The following is an 18,206-nucleotide window of genomic DNA, read 5'->3' as shown; positions in this document are numbered from 1 at the left end:
GCCGTGAAGTGGCGCGCTGGCGCGGCAAGCCGGTCGTCAAACATGCGTACGGCGCGGGCAAAATGCGGTATCTTTATCGCATGAACCAAACCGATCGCCAGCGTCGCCGAATCATTCCATGCCGGAGGCCAGCCGCATGACCTTGCCGCCAGCGCCAGCCACCTTGCCCGACGCCAGCGGCGCGCCGCCGTTCGGCCGCCATGCCGGCCTGGCGCACGCCTTTGACTGGGCACGGCTGGCGCCGCCGCACGCGCGCGGCGCGCTGTGGCGGCTGTTCCACCACAAGCGCTGGCATTACGTGGCGCTGGCCACGCCGGAACTGTTTTGCGCCGTCGCCATCGTCGACCTGGGCTGGACCAGCACCGCCTTTGCCTACGCCTTCGACCGGCGCAAGGGCAAGCTGGTGGCGTCTTTCTCGCGTGATGGCGTGCCGGGCCTGTCGGCCAGGGTGGCGCCGCATGTGGCCGCCAACAGCTGCAGCCGCTTTCGTTTCCTGTCGCAGACGATCACCATCGAGGCGGCGCCCCAGCACCGCTACCGCTTGCGGCTCGATAGCGGCCACTTCGGCATCGACGCCGAATTCGGCCCGACCGTGTCGCCGATCCTGCTGGCCGTCGGCCCGGTGGACGGCGGCGGCGTACATGCGACGCAAAAGTCGGGCGGCCTGCCGCTGTGGGGCACGGTGCGCTGCGGCGCCATCGGCTACAGCCTCGACGACGGCGTGGCCAGCTTCGACTATTCGAACGGCCTCCTGGCGCGCGAAACGGAATGGCGCTGGGCCTCGGCGCATGGCCTGGACCTGGGCTTCAATCTGCAGGCAGGGTATTTCGGCGCCCACGAAAACGCGCTGTGGCTCGATGGCCAGCTGTATCCGCTGGCGCGTGCCCATTTCGACTTCAATCCCGACAATCCGATGGCGCCCTGGCACGTCTGGACCGACGACGACCTGCTGGACCTGCATTTCAAGCCGGAAGGGGCGCGCCGCGAAGAACGCAATCTGTGGCTGGCGTCCAGCCGCTATATCCAGCCGATCGGCACCTTCAGCGGCTGGGTGCGCGCCAGCGCGCAGGCGCCCAAGCGCATCGTGGCCCAGCTGGCGGGCGTGACGGAAAGCCACCGTTCGCGCTGGTAGCGGCGCGCTTCGCAGCGCTGGCACTTTTTTGCAAAAGACACCACAAGGTCAAGTTTTTTTGCCGGCGCATCCTATACACTGTCGCAGCCGCTGCAGGCAGATCAGCAGCACAGTCCATAAGGCCAGAGCATGAGTATCCGTAATCTCGACAAGCTGTTCAAGCCGGCCTCGGTGGCCCTGATCGGCGCCTCCCGGCGCGAACGCAGCCTGGGCGCCATCGCCCTGGGCAATCTGCTGCAAGGCGGCTTCCAGGGCGCCATCTATCCCGTCAATCCCAAGTACGATCAATTGCACGACCTGCGCTGCTACCACAAGCTGGGGCAATTGCCGAAAGCGCCCGACCTGGCCATCATCTGCACCCCGCCGGCCACCTTGCCGGGCCTGATACGCGATCTGGGCGCGATGGGCACGCGCGCGGCCATCGTCATGACGGCGGGCCTGGACAATGCCGAACACGGCAAGCAGCGCCACCTGATGCTGAAAGCGGCCAAGCCGCACCTGCTGCGCATCCTGGGGCCGAACAGCATGGGCTTGCTGGTGCCGAAAATCGGCCTGAACGCCAGTTTTACCCATGTGGGGGCCAGCGCCGGCAAGATCGCCTTCGTGTCGCAATCGGGGGCGCTGGTGTCGGGCGTGCTGGACTGGGCGCATGCCCACGGCGTGGGCTTTTCGAAATTCATCTCGCTGGGCGGCAGCGCCGATATCGATTTCGGCGACCTGCTCGACTATCTGGCCGGCGACATCGATACGGCCGCCATTCTGCTGTACATGGAAGACATCCAGGCGGCGCGCAAATTCATGTCGGCCGCGCGCGCCGCCGCCCGCAGCAAACCCGTGATCGTGCTGAAAGCGGGGCGCGAGGCGGAAGGCGCGGCGATGGCGGCCTGGCATACGGGCGCGCTGGCGGGGTCCGATGCCGTATATGACGCGGCGATACGCCGCGCCGGCATGCTGCGCGTGTATTCGGCCGAAGAGCTGTTCGACGCGGTCGAAACGCTGACGCATATCCGCGCCCAGCGCGGCGAGCGCCTGGCGATACTGTGCAATGGCGGCGGCCTGGGCGTGATGGCCACCGATGCGCTGGTGGGCAGCGGCGGCAAGCTGGCCGAACTGTCGCCGGAAACCGTGATCGCGCTGGAAAAGGCGCTGCCGCCCGGCTGGTCGCACGACAACCCGGTCGGCCTGGCCGGCGACGCGCCGGTGCAGCGCTATGTCGACGCCATCAAGCCCCTGCTGTCGGAGCCGGAAGCGGACGCCATGCTGCTGCTGCATGCGCCCAGCGCGATGGTGTCCTCGATCGAGATCGCGGAAGCCGTCACGCCCTTGATCAAGGCCACCTCGCGCACGGTGCTGTCGTGCATGCTGGGCGGGACCATGGTGGCGCCGGCGCGCCAGGTGTTCAACCGCGCCGGCATCCCCACCTACGACACGCCCGAAAAAGCCGTGCATGGTTTCATGCAGATCGTGCAGTACCGGCGCAACCAGGACACCTTGATGGAGGTGCCGGCCCAGCTGCCGCTCTCCGGCACGCCGCGCCGCGCGCGCGTGCGCGAAATCGTCGCGCAGGCGCTGGCCGCCGGCCAGACGGTGCTCGGCGAATGCCGCTCGAAAGAAATCCTGGCCGCCTACGGCATCCCGGTGGCCACCACCCGCATGGCGGCCGACGTGGAAGAGGCACTGGCGGTGGCGGCCGACATCGGCTATCCGGTGGCGCTGAAGATCCACTCGCCCGATATCGCGCATAAATCGGACGTCGGCGGCGTGGCGCTGGACCTCGACAATCCCGGCATCCTGCGCACGGCGGCCGCCGCGATGGAAAAGCGCGTGCGCAAGATGCGGCCCGATGCGCTGATCGACGGCTTCACGGTGCAGCAGATGGCGCGCCGGCCGCAGTCGCATGAACTGATCGTCGGCGTCACCACCGACAGCGCCTTCGGCCCCGTGATCCTGGTGGGGCAGGGCGGCATTTCGGTGGAGGTGACGGCCGACCACGCGATCGGCCTGCCGCCGCTGAACATGGTGCTGGCGCGCGACATGCTGTCGCGCACGCGGGTGTCGAAACTGCTGGCCGGCTACCGCAACCAGCCCCCCGCCAATATCGACGCCATCTGCCATGCGCTGATCCAGGTGGCCGAACTGGTGGCCGATATCGGCGAGCTGGCCGAACTCGACATCAACCCGCTGGTGGCCGACGCCGATGGCGTGATCGCGCTCGACGCGCGCATCCGCCTGCAGCCGGGCCAAGGCGCCGACCGCCTGGCGATCCGCCCGTATCCGCAGGAGCTGGAAGAAGAGGTGACGTGGATGGGCCAGTCCATCGTGCTGCGCCCGATCCGCCCCGAGGACGCGCTGCATCATATCGACCTGTTCAATGCGCTCGACCCGGACGACGTGCGGCTGCGTTTTTTCACGTCGATGCGCGAGCTGCCGCTGTCGCAGCTGGCGCGCCTGACGCAGATCGATTACGACCGCGCGATGGCCTTTATCGCCACCCATGTGCGGCCCGATGGCGAGCAGGAAACCCTGGGCGTGGTGCGCGCGGTGGCCGACCCGGACAATATCACCGCCGATTTCGCGATCGCCGTGCGCTCGAAACTGAAAGCCCAGGGCCTGGGCCATATCCTGTTTGCAAAGCTGGTCGACTACTTCCGCAGCCGCGGCACCGAGGAACTGGTGGGCGAGGCGATGGCGCGCAACAAGGGCATGCAAAGGCTGGTGAAAAGCTTTGGCGGCACCGTCACGCCATCGGAAGAGCCTGGCGTGGTGGACTTGCACATCAGCCTGCGCGCGCCAAAATAATGGTTGGCCGGGTTCGCTTGGCCTGCACCAGTTTTGTGCAGGATCAAGCCTGAGTGTGTCGGCAATCCTTACACTTTCACTTTCAGCCTGCGTCAACGAAGGCATATCGGGAGTAAGGGAGTGAGTGCATGCTAACAGCAACATATACTTTGGTGTCCTTGTCGGTCGAGCAGGCCAGCATCCGTGTCAGCTTGCTGTCGTTTCAGCAATATATGCATGCGCAGTTGCGCCAGCAGCGCCAGCAGTGCCAGCTGAGCCTGGCGCACCTCGACTACGCGGGCGACTGGCTGAACCGCCTGTATCAGTTCGGTTACTGGCGCAAGGTCGACCAGTACCTGGTGCCCGCGATCCGCCAGGCCACGCCGCATGCCGATGGCCTGCTGGCGGAACTTAACAGGCTCAACCATGCCGCGCTGGAAAGCGTCAATGTGGTACAGCGGCGCGCCCTGGCGGCCATCGACAGCGCCGAACAGCTGGAGCAGCAGGTGGAGCAGCTGGGCGCGGCCATCGACAGCTTTTGCGCGGCCCTGATGGCGCGGCTGGAGATGGAAGAGCGCGAGCTGTTCGCCCTGGCGCGCCGGGTGATCGCCGGCGAGGCCTGGTTTGCCATCGCTTACCAGTTCCTGGCCCACGATGCGCGGGTGCAAGAAAACCGCCGCAGCAAGGCGCGCGTGCTGCCCTTTGTACCGCCAGCCGCGCTTGCCCCGGCTGCCGCACCGGTGCATGCACCCGCAGTGGCCGCTAACTCCGGGGCCGGCGCCAACGCCGCGGCACCGCAACATCATGTGGCATAGGGCTGGTGGCAGGCCTGGTTTGATGGAAAAATCTTTAAGTTTATAGTTTGATAATTACTTCATTGCTGTCTGATGCAATGCCCCTGGCTTTGTTATGATGGTGGTTTTGATCCACGCGAAACCCGTCATGTTCGAATTTCTCTTCAAGCGTACTGCCAGCAAGGCCGGCAAGGCCGGCAAAACCACCGCACCGGATCCTGTGGTGGCAGAGCAGGCCGCCGCCACGGCGCAGAGCGCATCGCGCCGCGCCGAACAGCTGGCGCGCGCCCATGCCGTGGCCGGCGATGAAGCGGCCGCCTTTGACTTCATTATCGCCAGTGAATTTGCCGAAGCCCGCCTGATCGCGGCCGAACATGTGCACGCGTTGCCGCTGCTGGAAAAAGTCCATCAGGCCATGCGCAATACCGACCGCCGCGTCGCCAAGCTGGTGCAGGGCCGCATCGATCTGATCCGCCACCAGGCGGCCGAGGCGCAGCGCGCCCAGGCCGGCATCGCCACCGCCCAGCGTTTGCTGAACGATGAAAAACTGAGCCCCAACCAGGTCGCCGAGCTGGACCGTCAATGGCAGGTGATCAAGGCCACGCCGGAACTGGCCGAACAATTCACGAGCGTGCGCGCCGGCCTGGCCGCCCGCCTGGAAGCGCAAGTGGCGCTGCAGCGCGCGGTGATCGACGCGGTCGCTTCTGCGCGCAAGCTGGCCGCTGGCGGCCAGTCGGCGCAGGAGCTGGCCCAAGCGCTGGCGACGCTCGATGCCGAGCATGCGCAGCATGTGCAGTCGCCCGAGCGCGCCTCGCTGCCGAAACACCTCGGTGCTGATTTTGCCCAGGCGCGCGAGCAGGCGCAAACGGCCTTGCAGGCGCTGCAGCAGCACCAGGCCGTATTCGATGCGCGCCAGGCGGCGCTGGCCGAATGGCAGGCGCAGGACGCCGCCACGCTGGACCCGGCAGCGCTCAAGCGCGCATGGCAGGCCTTGCCGCGCCTGCCCGAGTCGGTGCTGTCGGACAGTCTTCAAGAACAATTCCAGGCCTTGCTGGCCACGGCGCCCGCACCGCTGGTTCCCGAGGCGCCGGTCGCCAGTGAACCTGCAGCGCCGCGCAAGCCACGCCAGGATTCCGCACCGGTATCGAAAGAAAGCACCGAGCAGTTCTTCATGGCGCTCGACGCCATGGAAGCGGCGCTGGCCGAAGGCCTGCTGCATGTGGCCTCCGAGCACGACAAGACTCTGCGCGACAGCAAGCATGGCCGCCTGACGCCGGCCCAGGCCGACCGCCTGGCCCATGTGCGCGCGCAATTCAAGCAACTGGCCGACTGGGCGCGCTGGGGCGGCAACGTCTCGCGCGAAGAATTGGTCAAGGCGGGCGAGGAATTGCCGGCGCAAGCGCTGCCGATGAGCGAGCTGGCGAAAAAAGTCGGCAGCCTGCGCGAGCGCTGGAAGTCGCTCGACACCTTGTCCGGCCCGGCGCCCAAGTCGCTGTGGGAGCGTTTCGACGCCGCCTGCACGGTGGCTTATGCGCCGGCGGCACTGCATTTCAAGCAGCTGGCCGAAGAGCGCCACGGCAACGCGGCCAAGGCCCAGGAACTGATCCTTGAGGCGACCGCCCTGGCATCGCAGGAGAGCACCGACTGGAAACAGGTGGCATCGAACTCGCAGCGCCTGCGCCAGGCCTGGACGCGCCTGGGCACCATCGACCGCAAGGAAAAGAAACGCCTGGACGGCGAATTCGGCGCGGCGCTGGACGCCTTGTCGAAGCCGCTGGACACCCAGCGCCTGATCGAAACGGCGCGCCGCGAACAGCTGATCGTCGAAGTGGGCCTGCTGAAACCGTCCGAACGCAATACGGTCGATATGCTGAAAGCCCTGCAGGACAAATGGCAGGAACTGGCCAAGGCCTTGCCGCTGGAACGCCGCGCCGAACAAGCCCTGTGGCAGCGTTTCCGCGCCGCCTGCGACGATATCTTTGCCCGGCGCAAGGAAACCGCGCATGCGGCCGACCATGAGCGGCGCGAACACCTGCATGCGCGCGAAGCGCTGTGCGCGGCACTGGAAACGGCCGTCGTGCCCGAAGGCGACGACAAGCAGCGCACCGCCTTTATCAATCAGCTGCTGCGCGACACGCGCGCCGCCTGGAACGCCACCGGCCCCGTGCCGCGCGCCAGCGAAGCGAAGATCGAGCAGCGCTACCAGGATGCGATTGCCACGCTGCAGGCGCAGGCCGACGCCATCGCCCAGCGCGCCGGCGCCGCGCAAGCGAACGCCATGCGCGACAAGCTGCGCCTGGTGCAGGCACTGGAACTGGAACTGGCCGAGGCCGGTGCGCTCGACGCGCAGGACTGGACCGAACGCTGGAGCGCCTTGCCGCCGCTGGACGCGCAATATGAGCGCAGCCTGCAGACGCGCTTTGCCGCCGCGCTGGCCGCCATCGGTGACGGCAGCGCCGCCTATGTGGCCAGGCTGCAGGCGAACCAGCCACGTCTGCTGGAAGAAGTGCTGCGCCTGGAAATCGTCGCCGGCGTCGACAGCGGCGCCGAGTTCGCGCGCGACCGCCTGAAGATGCAGGTCGAAGTGCTGCAGTCGTCGCTGAAATCGGGCCAGAAGCCGCTCACGCAGGCCTCGCAGCTGATGCAGCTGTGCGCCATCGCCGCGCTGACCGATGCCCGCACGGCCAGCCGCATCGAGGCGCTGCTGCGCCGCATCGGTGGCGCGCAATGAGCATCGGCGTTCGCATCCAGGAAGCCGATTTTGACTTGAGTCAAGAGATCGCACAATTGCGCGCGCATGACCCCAAGGTGGGTGCGGTGGTGGGATTCGTTGGCACCGTGCGCGACATGAACGAGGGGCTGGACGTGGCTTCGATGGAGCTGGAGCACTATCCGGGCATGACGGAAAAGTCGATCCTGGCCATCGTCGAGCAGGCCAAGGCACGCTGGCCGCTGGCCGGCGCGCTGGTGATCCACCGAGTCGGGCCCTTGCGGCCACAGGAGCAGATCGTACTGGTGGCCGTATCGTCCGGCCACCGCGGCGAGGCGTTTGCCGCCTGCGAATTCATTATCGACTACCTGAAAACGGAAGCGCCGTTCTGGAAAAAAGAAGCCACGCCGCAAGGCGCGCGCTGGGTCGATGCCCGCGTGACCGATGACGCCGCGCTGGCGAAATGGACGGCCAGCCCGGTTTGATTCTCCCCGCAGCCGCTCTGCATTATTTTGTTGCAATGTGTATGCTTGAAAAGTACTGCCACACCCCAATTTGATTCACAACGAATTAACCGGGAGCACTTTTCATCATGCGACAAGATAAACTCACCACCAAACTGCAGGAAGCCCTGGCCGACGCGCAAAGCCTGGCCGTGGGCAATGACAATCCCTATATCGAACCGGTGCACCTGCTGACCGCCCTGCTGAACCAGGACGACGGCGGCGCGCGCTCGCTGTTGCAGCGTGCTGGCGCGAATGTCGGCGGCCTGTCCAAGGCATTGACGTCTTCGCTGGAACGCCTGCCGAAAGTCTCGGGCACCGACGGCAATATGCAGATCAGCCGCGAATTCGCGGCATTGTTGAACCTGGCCGACAAGGAAGCGCAAAAGGCCGGCGACCAGTTCATTTCCAGCGAAATGGTGCTGCTGGCGATGGCCGACGACAAGTCCGACGCGGGCAAGCTGGCGCGCGAAAATGGATTGAGCCGCAAGTCGCTCGAATCGGCCATCGAGGCCGTACGCGGCGGCAATAAAGTCGACTCGCAGGAGGCCGAAGGCCAGCGCGAGGCGCTGAAAAAATACACCCTTGACCTGACCGAGCGCGCGCGCAAGGGCAAACTCGACCCGGTGATCGGCCGCGACGACGAGATCCGCCGCACCATCCAGATCCTGCAGCGCCGCACCAAGAACAATCCGGTGCTGATCGGCGAGCCCGGTGTCGGCAAGACGGCCATCGTCGAAGGCCTGGCGCAGCGCATCGTCAATGGCGAAGTGCCCGAGTCGCTGAAGGGCAAGCGCGTGTTGTCGCTCGACATGGCGGCCCTGCTGGCCGGCGCCAAGTACCGCGGCGAATTCGAGGAACGCCTGAAATCCGTGCTGAAGGAGCTGGCGATGGACGAAGGCCAGAGCATCGTCTTTATCGACGAGATGCACACCATGGTTGGCGCCGGCAAGGCCGAAGGCGCGATGGACGCCGGCAATATGCTCAAGCCGGCGCTGGCGCGTGGCGAGCTGCACTGCGTGGGCGCCACCACTCTGGACGAGTACCGCAAATATATCGAGAAGGACGCCGCGCTTGAGCGCCGCTTCCAGAAGGTGCTGGTCGACGAGCCGACGGTGGAGGCGACGATCGCCATCCTGCGCGGCCTGCAGGACAAATACGCGCTGCACCACAAGGTCGAGATCACCGACGCCGCCATTATCGCGGCTGCCGAACTGTCGCACCGCTATATCACCGACCGCTTTTTGCCCGACAAGGCCATCGACCTGATCGACGAGGCGGCGGCCAAGATCAAGATCGAGATCGATTCCAAGCCGGAAGTGATGGACCGCCTGGAACGCCGGCTGATCCAGCTGAAAATCGAGAAAGAGGCCGTCAAGAAAGAGAAGGACGAGGCGTCCCTGCGCCGGCTGGGCCTGATCGATGAAGAGATCGTCAAGCTGCAGCGCGAATATAACGACTTCGAGGAAATCCTGAAGGCGGAAAAAGCCGTGGTGCAGGGCAGCACGCATATCAAGGAAGAGATCGAACAGGTCAGGCTGCAGATGGAGCAGGCCACGCGCGAGAGCAACTGGCAGCGGGTGTCGGAACTGCAGTACGGCAAGCTGCCGCAGCTGGAAGCCCAGCTCAAGCAGGCCGACAGCGGCGCCGCCAGCGTGCCGTCGGACCGGCCGAAACTGCTGCGCACGCAGGTGGGCGCCGAAGAGATCGCCGAAGTGGTGTCGCGCGCGACCGGGATTCCCGTCTCGCGCATGATGCAGGGCGAGCGCGACAAGCTGCTGCATATCGAAGAGAAACTGCACGAGCGCGTGGTGGGCCAGGATGAGGCGATCACGGCCGTGGCCGATGCGATCCGCCGTTCGCGCGCGGGCCTGTCCGATCCGAACCGTCCGTATGGCTCCTTCATGTTCCTGGGGCCGACCGGTGTCGGCAAGACCGAACTGAGCAAGGCGCTGGCGACATTCCTGTTCGATACGGAAGAATCGATGATACGCATCGACATGAGCGAGTTCATGGAGAAGCACTCGGTGGCCCGCCTGATCGGTGCGCCACCCGGCTATGTGGGCTACGACGAGGGTGGCTACCTGACGGAAGCCGTGCGCCGCAAGCCCTACAGCGTGATTTTGCTCGACGAGGTGGAAAAGGCGCATGCCGACGTGTTCAACGTGCTGCTGCAGGTGCTCGACGATGGCCGCATGACGGACGGCCAGGGCCGCACGGTGGACTTCAAGAACACCGTCATCATCATGACCTCGAACCTGGGTTCGCACAAGATCCAGGCGATGGAAAGCGATGATCCCGGCGTGGTGAAGCTGGCGGTGATGGCCGAGGTGCGTTCGCACTTCCGCCCCGAGTTCGTCAACCGTATCGATGAGATCGTGGTGTTCCATGGCCTCGACGAGAAAAATATCGGCGCGATCGCCAAGATCCAGCTGAAGATCCTCGAAGAACGCCTGGCGCGCATGGACATGGGCCTGGCACTGACCGATGCCGCGCTGCAGAAAATCGCCGAGGCGGGCTACGATCCGGTATATGGCGCGCGGCCGTTGAAGCGGGCGATCCAGCAGCAGATCGAAAATCCGCTGTCGAAGCTGATTCTGGAGGGCAAGTTCGGGCCGAAAGACGAGATCCATATCGATGCCCAGGGCGGCAACCTGGTGTTTACGGGTGCGCAAGTCGGTCTCGACAAGGTATAAATCTTTCCTGTAGCAGGGGGCGAGGGCGCGATCAGGCTGGACCTGACCGCGCCCTTGTTGCTATCATCAACCCTATTTTTGACGACTCTGGAGATCGGGACATGGCAAGCAAATGGCAGGCAGGACGACGCATCGTACTTGGAATGAGTTTGGCGGCGGCCGTGCTGGCGCTGCCCGCGCATGCGCAGGAAGAAAAAGTCCTGAATATCTACAACTGGTCGGACTATATCGGCGACGAGACGATCAAGAATTTTGAGAAGGAAACCGGCATCAAGGTGCGCTACGACGTTTTCGACAATAACGAAATCCTCAATGCGAAACTGGTGGCGGGCAAGTCGGGCTATGACATCGTGGTGCCGACGGCGCAATGGGCGAAGCTGCAGATCGATGCGGGCCTGCTGCGCAAGCTCGACAAGAGCAAGCTGAACAACATCGGCAACCTGGACGCCAGCCTGCAGGCCAAGCTGGCCAAGATCGATCCGAACAATGACTACCTGGTGGACTGGCTGTGGGGCTATACCACGGTGGGCATCAACGTCAACAAGGTCAAGGCCGCGCTCGGCACCATGCCGATGCCGGAAAACGCCTGGGACCTGATCTTCGACCCCAAATATGTGTCGAAGCTGAAATCGTGCGGCGTCTCCTTCCTCGACTCGCCCTCCGAAGTGCTGCCGGCCGCGCTGCAATACCTGGGCAAGCCCGCGTATTCGAAAACGGCGGCCGACTACCAGGAAGCGGGCAAGGTGCTGCAGGCGATCCGTCCCTACGTGACTCTGTTCAGCTCGTCGGGCTATATCAATGACATGGCCAACGGTTCCGTCTGCGTGGCGCTGGGCTGGTCGGGCGACATCAATATCGCGCGCCAGCGTGCGCTCGACGCCAAGAACGGCAATGTGATCCAGGTGCTGGTGCCAAAAACGGCGGCGCTGATGTTCGACACGATGGCGATTCCCGCCGATGCGCCGCATCCGAACAATGCGCACGCCTTCATCAACTACATCCTGCGTCCGCAAGTGCATGCCAGCCTGACCAACAAGGTGTTCTACGCCAATCCGAATACGCCCAGCCTGAAATACGTGCGCAAGGATATCGCCGAGAACAAGGCCATCTTCCTGCCGGACGCCGACAAGCAGCGCATGGCCGCGCCGGAAGCGATCACGGCCGACATCCGCCGCCTGATGACGCGCATTTATACCAAGTTCAAAACGGGAGTCTGAAAAAAGCGATGGCGCGAGGGACGGGGATTGCCGTCACTGGCGCCATTGATAGTAACCGGGGTACGCTACTCGTGATAGCGGTCCATCAGTTTGTGGTGGCTGCCGCGCGTTTCTTCGAACAGTTCAAAGGCGACAAAGCCGATGATGGCGGCGAAGATGGCGATAAAGAGAAAGACAAGAAAGGTCAACATGATGTTTCAGCCGCCGTTGGACGGCTGTCCGCTGGGTTGCTCAATGCGCCAGCGCCAGGTGTCACCCTGATACGGCGCGGTGTTGATGCAATTAAACTCTAGCAGATAGCCGGCGCTTTACAAGCAAACTGCGCAGTCGCCTTGCGCCGGCTTGACGTTTATTTCACCACCAGGTCGTGCGCCATCACCGCCTTCAGATAGACGCTCAGGGCATCGCCCGGTTCGCGCTGCGAAAACCACCAGGCGCCGGCCTTGCGCATGTCCCAGTCCTGCACTTCACCCGTCAGCAGCAACGCGGCCGCCTGGCCCAGGGTCGGCTGGTGGCCGACGATCAGCACGGTTTCCTTGTTGCCGGGCCAGTTGGCCGCCTTCAAGATATCTTCCGCTTCGGCGCCGGGCGCCAGTTCCGGCATCAGCTTGAACTTGCGGCCCAGCGCCTCGGCCGTTTGCAAGGTGCGCACGGCCGGGCTGACCAGGATGCGGCAATTGTCGGGCAATTGCGAACCCAGCCATTCGGCCATGCGGCGCGCCTGTTTCTGGCCCTTGACGGTCAGCGCGCGTTCCAGGTCGGGCACGCCCGGTTCGGCTTCGGCATGGCGCCACAAGATAAGATCCATGATGGTTTCCTCCTGGTAGTGACTGTGGCTGTCGGCGGGCTTACTCGCCCACGTCCGGGGCGGGCGTGCCCAGGTTGTGCATCAGGTATTGCTGGGCGCTGAACGGCGTCTGCTTGGCACGCGGTTTGCGGCGCGTGTACTGGCCGGTCGGTTCCAGTTCCCAGGCATTCGTATTATCCTTCAAATACGGGTTCAGGCCTTCGGCAATCACGCGGCGTTTCAGGGCACGGTCCAGGATCGGGAACGCCACTTCCACGCGGCGGAACAGGTTGCGGCTCATCCAGTCGGCGCTGGCCAGGTAGACATCGTGCGCCAGATCATTCCTGAAATAATAGATGCGGCTGTGTTCCAGGAAGCGGCCGATCACCGAACGCACCTTGATGTTTTCCGACAGGCCAGGCACGCCAGGCTTCAGGGTGCAGGCGCCGCGCACGATCAGGTCGATCTTCACGCCGTCGGTCGAGGCCGCATACAGGGCGCGGATCACCGATTCATCGACCAGCGCATTGATCTTGACGATGATGCGGCCACGGCGGCCCGATCGGGCGATCTTGGCCTCGTTGCGGATGGCCTTGATGATCTCGCTTTGCAGGCCGAACGGCGCCAGCCACAGGTGGTTCAGGTTGTGCGGCTTGGTCAGGCTGGTGAGGTGAATGAAGACCTCATTGACTTCCACCGCCAGGTCCTGCTTGGCCGTCAGCAAGCCGAAGTCCGTGTACAGCTTGGTGGTGGTCGGGTGGTAGTTGCCGGTGCCCAGGTGGGCGTAGAAGCGCAGCGCGCCTTCTTCGCGGCGGATGACCAGGGCCACCTTGGCATGGGTTTTCAAGCCGACCACGCCGTAGACGACTTGCGCGCCGGCCTGTTCCAGCTTGTCGGCCCAGTTGATATTGGCTTCTTCGTCGAAACGCGCCATCAGTTCGACGATGACGGTCACTTCCTTGCCCAGCTTGGCGGCCGTGATCAGCGACTCCATCAGGTCCGAATTCATGCCGGTGCGGTAAATCGTCTGCTTGATGGCCACCACCGCCGGGTCGTAGGCGGCGCTGCGGATAAAGTCGATCACGGTCTGGAACGACTGGTACGGGTGGTGCAGCAGGATGTCGTGCTTGGCCAGGGTGGCGAACAGGTCGTTGCCGATGGCTTTGTGCGCCTGGCCCGGGATGAACGGCGCGAAGCGCAGGGCCGGCTGCTTGACGTGGTCGATCATTTCCGACAAACGCACCAGGTTGACGGGACCGTTGACCCGGTACAGGCGGCTCTGGTCGAGGTTGAACTGGTCGAGCAGGAATTGCGACAATTCCTGCGGGCAGTTGCGCGCCACTTCCAGGCGTACCGAGGTGCCGAACTGGCGGCCCACCAGTTCGCCCTTCAGGGCCTGGCGCAGGTTCTTGACTTCGTCCTCGTCGACCCACAAGTCGCTGTCGCGCGTGACGCGGAACTGCGAATAGGCGATCACTTCGCGGCCGGCGAACAGATCCGAGATATGCGCGTGGATCACGGAAGACAGCAAGCAGAAGGAAACGCCGTCGGAAATCTCGTCCGGCAGCTTGATCACGCGCGGCAACACCCGCGGCGCCTTGACGATGGCGATCGCCGTGCCGCGGCCAAATGCATCTTTTCCGCTCAGCGAGACGATGAAATTGAGGCTCTTGTTAATTACTTGTGGAAACGGATGCGCCGGGTCCAGGCCGATCGGCGTCAGGAGCGGGCGCACTTCGCGGTCGAAATAATCCTTGACCCAGGCGCGCTGCGCCTCGTTGCGGTCGTGGTCGCGCAGCAAATGCACGCCCGCCGCGCGCAGGGCCGGCAGCACGTCGTTATTGAGGATTTCGTATTGCTGTTCCACCAGCGCATGGCACTCCTTGTCGATGCGCTGCAGATTGGCGGCCAGGGCAGGGTGGCCGGCCAGGGTGCCGCCGATGCTGCCGGCCGCCAGCAGGCTGGCCACGCGCACTTCGAAGAACTCATCCATGTTACTGCTGACGATGCACAGATAGCGCAGGCGTTCGAGCAAGGGAATATTCGGATCTTCGGCCTGCGCCATCACGCGCCGGTTGAAGGTCAGTTGCGACAATTCCCGGTCAAGCAGGATGCCCGATTTGGTCACTTCCGTGTGCAGTTCAGGTTTCATATTCTTCTAACTTTACAGATAGTTAATTCTAGCCGTATTCGGGCGCGTTGACATGATGATGACGTATCAAGAGTGTAATGATGAAATATGACGAGACCGTGACACAAGCTGTCATAAAGCGCTCTCGGGCATGTCATGAAGCGCGTCAAAAAAGGCGTTTTGCGGGGCGTAGGCAAATATTTCAACAAATTCCAGGCATGTCATAAAGCTGTCACATTCGCTTGCTAGACTGCACAGCATTCACCGGGGCATGAGGCCCCAACAACCTTGTAATAACCTGAGGACTTGATATGCAAATGAAGCAAATGTTCAAATTTATCGTCGTGGGTGCTTCGGCAGCGATGGCATTTTCTTCCGCTTCCGTCATGGCGGCAGATATGACAGGTGCTGGTGCAACCTTCCCGTACCCGATCTACGCCAAATGGGCCGAGACCTACAAAGCCAGCACGGGCAACGGCCTGAACTATCAATCCGTGGGTTCCGGCGCAGGCATCAAGCAAATCAAGGCCAAGACCGTTGAATTCGGCGCGTCCGACATGCCGTTGAAGGCAGAAGAGCTGGAAGAAGCCGGCCTGATGCAATTCCCGGCCATCATGGGCGGCGTGGTCACCATCGTCAACCTGGACGGCGTGAAACCTGGCCAGCTGAAAATGACCGGCAAGGTTGTCGCCGACATCTACCTGGGCAAGATCACCAAATGGAGCGCGCCGGAAATCGCCGCGCTGAACACCGGCGTCAAGCTGCCGGACACGGAAATCACCGTGGTGCACCGCGCCGACGGTTCGGGCACGTCGTTCCTGTTCACCGACTTCCTGTCGAAAACCAACCCGGAATTCAAATCGAAAATCGGCGCCGGTTCGGCTGTGAAATGGGCCGTGGGCGTGGGCGGCAAGGGTAACGAAGGCGTCGCCGCCAACGTGCAGCGTATCAAGGGTTCGATCGGCTACGTCGAGTGGGCTTACGCCAAGAAAAACAATATGTCGCACACCCAGCTGCAAAACAAGGACGGCAACTTCCTGCAGCCTGACGACGAAAACTTCAAGGCAGCTGCTGCTTCGGCACCATGGACCCAGACACCAGGCTTCGGCGTGGTACTGACCGACCAGGCTGGCAAAAACAGCTGGCCAATCACCGGCGTGTCGTTCATCCTGATGCACAAAACCCAGGCTGATGCAGCCAAGGGCAAGGAAGTCCTGAAATTCTTCGACTGGGCCTACAAAAACGGTGGCGCCGCCGCCGTTGAACTGGACTACGTGCCAATGCCGGCATCGGTCGTGAAACTGGTGCAGGAATCGTGGAAAGCCAACCTGAAAGATGCATCGGGCAAGGCAATCTACTAATCTGACAGCGTTACCATAACGTCCCATCCTTGCTTCGCCGCGCCAGCGGCGGGGCAGGGAGTTAGCCAGGACCGCCCGCCCTGCATTGCAAGGCAGGCGCTCCCGGCTAAACGAGTAAAAAACAGGCATTCAGCTGTACCGTCAGTAACACCACACATGGCCCAATATGAGCGCACAATCCAACTCCTCCACGATCCCCATGCCAGGCGGCACCATGACCGATTCCCTCAGCCAGGCGGCATTGCTGTCGACCATGCGCAAGCAGCGCATGCAGGACTTCCTGTTCCACAAGGTGACGATGCTGTTCGCCCTGTCGGTGCTGGTCGTCCTGGTCGGCATCATCATTTCGCTGATCCTCGAATCGATACCGGCCTTCAAGACCTTTGGCCTGCACTTCATCTTTTCCGCCGAATGGGACCCGGTCAATGACCAGTATGGCGCCCTGATCCCCATCATCGGTACGTTGGTCACCTCCGTGATCGCCCTGCTGATCGCCTTTCCTGTCAGCTTCGGCATCGCCCTGTTCCTGACCGAAATCTGCCCGGCCTGGCTGCGCCGCCCGCTGGGCACGGCTGTCGAACTGCTGGCCGGCGTGCCGTCGATTATCTACGGCATCTGGGGCCTGTTCGTGTTCGCTCCCCTGTTTGCCGACTACGTGCAGCCGGTGCTGAAAGCCACGCTGGGCAACGTGCCCCTGATCGGCCCGCTGTTCAGCGGTCCGATGATGGGTATCGGCCTGCTGACCGCCGGCCTGGTGCTGGCCATCATGATCATTCCCTTCATCGCTTCGGTGATGCGCGACGTGTTCGAGATCGTGCCGGCCGTGCTGAAAGAATCGGCTTACGGCCTGGGCTGCACGCGCTGGGAAGTGGTGCGCAAGATCGTGCTGCCTTACACCAAGACCGGCGTGGTCGGCGGCGTCATGCTGGGCCTGGGCCGCGCGCTCGGCGAAACCATGGCCGTCACCTTCGTGATCGGTAACGCCAACAAGCTGTCGTGGTCGCTGTTCGCCGCCGGTAACAGCATCACCTCCCTGCTGGCCAATGAATTCGGCGAAGCGCAGTCGGCACTGCACGTCTCCTCGCTGTTCTCGCTGGCACTGATCCTGTTTGTCATCACCTTTATCGTCCTGTCCGCCGCCAAGCTGATGCTGGCTGGCATGTCCCGCAAAGAAGGCACAAAATGAGCCAAGTTAGCACTCTCGACGTTCCGGCCAAGCCGGCCATGAACCCGGTCTACCGCAAGCGCCTGCTGATGCACCGTATCGGCATCGCCCTGTCGGTGGCCGCCATGGCCCTGGGCCTGACGGTACTGGTATGGATCCTGATCACCCTGATCATCAAGGGTTTCGGCGCACTGTCGATCGACCTGTTCACCAATACCACGCCGGCCCCCGGCAGCGAAGGTGGCGGCCTGATCAATGCCATCGTCGGCAGCGGCCTGATGGTCGGCCTGGCGACCCTGGTCAGCACCCCGATCGGCATCTTTGCCGGCATCTACCTGGCCGAATACGGCGAAGAAAACAAGCTGGCGCAAGTGACGCGTTTCGTCACCGACATCATGCTGTCGGCGCCATCGATCGTGATCGGCCTGTTCGTGTATGCCCTGTATGTGGCGCATGTCAAACACTTCTCGGGTTATGCCGGCGCCATCGCGCTGTCGCTGATCGCCGTGCCGGTGGTCGTGCGTACCACCGACAACATGCTGCGCCTGGTGCCGAACAGCCTGCTCGAAGCCGCATTTGCCCTCGGTGCGCCGCGCTGGAAGGTTGCCACCCTGGTGCGTCTGCGTGCGGTGAAGGCCGGCGTGATCACCGGCGTGCTGCTGGCCCTGGCCCGTATCGCCGGCGAAACCGCGCCGCTGCTGTTCACGGCCCTGAACAACCAGTTCCAGAGCTTCAACATGAACGCGCCGATGGCCAACCTGCCGTCCGTGATCGCCTCGTTTGCCATGAGCCCGTACGACAACTGGCGCTCGCTGGCCTGGGGTGGCGCACTGCTGATCACCTTCAGCGTACTGGCCCTGAACATCCTGTCGCGTACCGTGTTCAGCCAAAAAGTTCCTAATTAAATATCATCACTATCAGCCGTTATCAGC

At 63.4% G+C, this 18,206-nt stretch carries 13 protein-coding genes; 10 read left to right on the top strand and 3 right to left on the bottom strand.

Translation table 11 applies throughout. From position 1 onward, the window contains the following. The first annotated feature begins 136 nt into the window (after positions 1-136). The 7 genes from Q8L25_RS25710 to Q8L25_RS25680 all read left to right on the top strand — a co-directional run bounded on the left by Q8L25_RS25710 (position 137) and on the right by Q8L25_RS25680 (position 11,830). Positions 137-1,132 carry a DUF2804 domain-containing protein gene (locus tag Q8L25_RS25710; protein ID WP_308922099.1) on the top strand — a complete coding sequence of 332 codons (996 nt, stop codon included), beginning with the start codon at positions 137-139 and terminating at the stop codon, positions 1,130-1,132. 129 nt (positions 1,133-1,261) lie between these two features. Beyond that, positions 1,262-3,931, top strand: a complete 2,670-nt coding sequence (locus Q8L25_RS25705) for a bifunctional acetate--CoA ligase family protein/GNAT family N-acetyltransferase (protein WP_308922098.1) — start codon at positions 1,262-1,264, stop codon at positions 3,929-3,931. 128 nt (positions 3,932-4,059) lie between these two features. Beyond that, a complete protein-coding gene (locus tag Q8L25_RS25700; protein ID WP_308922097.1) occupies positions 4,060-4,725 on the top strand; it encodes a hypothetical protein in 666 nt (221 codons plus the stop codon). 127 nt (positions 4,726-4,852) lie between these two features. Then, positions 4,853-7,435, top strand: coding sequence for a DUF349 domain-containing protein (locus Q8L25_RS25695; RefSeq protein ID WP_308922096.1), 2,583 nt, complete (start codon positions 4,853-4,855; stop codon positions 7,433-7,435). Beyond that, a complete protein-coding gene (locus Q8L25_RS25690) occupies positions 7,432-7,899 on the top strand; it encodes a molybdenum cofactor biosynthesis protein MoaE (protein WP_308922095.1) in 468 nt (155 codons plus the stop codon). The genes Q8L25_RS25695 and Q8L25_RS25690 overlap by 4 nt, the downstream gene beginning before the upstream one ends. Positions 7,900-8,006: 107 nt before the next feature. Further along, positions 8,007-10,613 carry an ATP-dependent chaperone ClpB gene (clpB, locus tag Q8L25_RS25685; protein ID WP_308922094.1) on the top strand — a complete coding sequence of 869 codons (2,607 nt, stop codon included), beginning with the start codon at positions 8,007-8,009 and terminating at the stop codon, positions 10,611-10,613. Positions 10,614-10,756: 143 nt separating this feature from the next. Further along, on the top strand, positions 10,757-11,830 hold the full coding sequence (locus tag Q8L25_RS25680; protein WP_308922093.1) for a polyamine ABC transporter substrate-binding protein: 1,074 nt from the start codon (positions 10,757-10,759) through the stop codon (positions 11,828-11,830). A 65-nt stretch (positions 11,831-11,895) separates the two neighbouring features. Here the strand turns inward: Q8L25_RS25680 and Q8L25_RS25675 are convergent, their stop codons facing one another. The 3 genes from Q8L25_RS25675 to ppk1 all read right to left on the bottom strand — a co-directional run bounded on the left by Q8L25_RS25675 (position 11,896) and on the right by ppk1 (position 14,769). Further along, positions 11,896-12,021 carry a hypothetical protein gene (locus Q8L25_RS25675; protein WP_308922092.1) on the bottom strand — a complete coding sequence of 42 codons (126 nt, stop codon included), beginning with the start codon at positions 12,019-12,021 and terminating at the stop codon, positions 11,896-11,898. A gap of 158 nt (positions 12,022-12,179) precedes the next feature. Further along, positions 12,180-12,638 carry a phosphohistidine phosphatase SixA gene (gene sixA / locus Q8L25_RS25670; protein WP_308922091.1) on the bottom strand — a complete coding sequence of 153 codons (459 nt, stop codon included), beginning with the start codon at positions 12,636-12,638 and terminating at the stop codon, positions 12,180-12,182. A gap of 40 nt (positions 12,639-12,678) precedes the next feature. Then, a complete protein-coding gene (gene ppk1, locus Q8L25_RS25665) occupies positions 12,679-14,769 on the bottom strand; it encodes a polyphosphate kinase 1 (protein ID WP_308922090.1) in 2,091 nt (696 codons plus the stop codon). Positions 14,770-15,059: 290 nt separating this feature from the next. Between ppk1 and pstS the strand changes: the two genes are divergently transcribed. The 3 genes from pstS to pstA all read left to right on the top strand — a co-directional run bounded on the left by pstS (position 15,060) and on the right by pstA (position 18,179). After that, positions 15,060-16,109 (top strand): phosphate ABC transporter substrate-binding protein PstS, encoded by a 1,050-nt coding sequence (gene pstS / locus Q8L25_RS25660; protein WP_308922089.1) that lies wholly within the window; start codon positions 15,060-15,062, stop codon positions 16,107-16,109. A gap of 214 nt (positions 16,110-16,323) precedes the next feature. After that, complete coding sequence (gene pstC, locus Q8L25_RS25655) at positions 16,324-17,295, top strand: phosphate ABC transporter permease subunit PstC (protein ID WP_308922088.1); 972 nt, start codon at positions 16,324-16,326, stop codon at positions 17,293-17,295. After that, positions 17,292-18,179 carry a phosphate ABC transporter permease PstA gene (pstA, locus tag Q8L25_RS25650; RefSeq protein ID WP_308922087.1) on the top strand — a complete coding sequence of 296 codons (888 nt, stop codon included), beginning with the start codon at positions 17,292-17,294 and terminating at the stop codon, positions 18,177-18,179. The genes pstC and pstA overlap by 4 nt, the downstream gene beginning before the upstream one ends. The last annotated feature ends 27 nt before the right edge of the window (positions 18,180-18,206 follow it).

The sequence above is a fragment of the Janthinobacterium sp. J1-1 genome (genome assembly GCF_030944405.1).
In the GTDB taxonomy this organism is placed as follows: Bacteria; Pseudomonadota; Gammaproteobacteria; order Burkholderiales; family Burkholderiaceae_D; genus Janthinobacterium.
The sequence above is the reverse complement of the archived record's forward strand: the minus strand, read 5'-3'. Positions and strand labels throughout refer to the sequence as shown.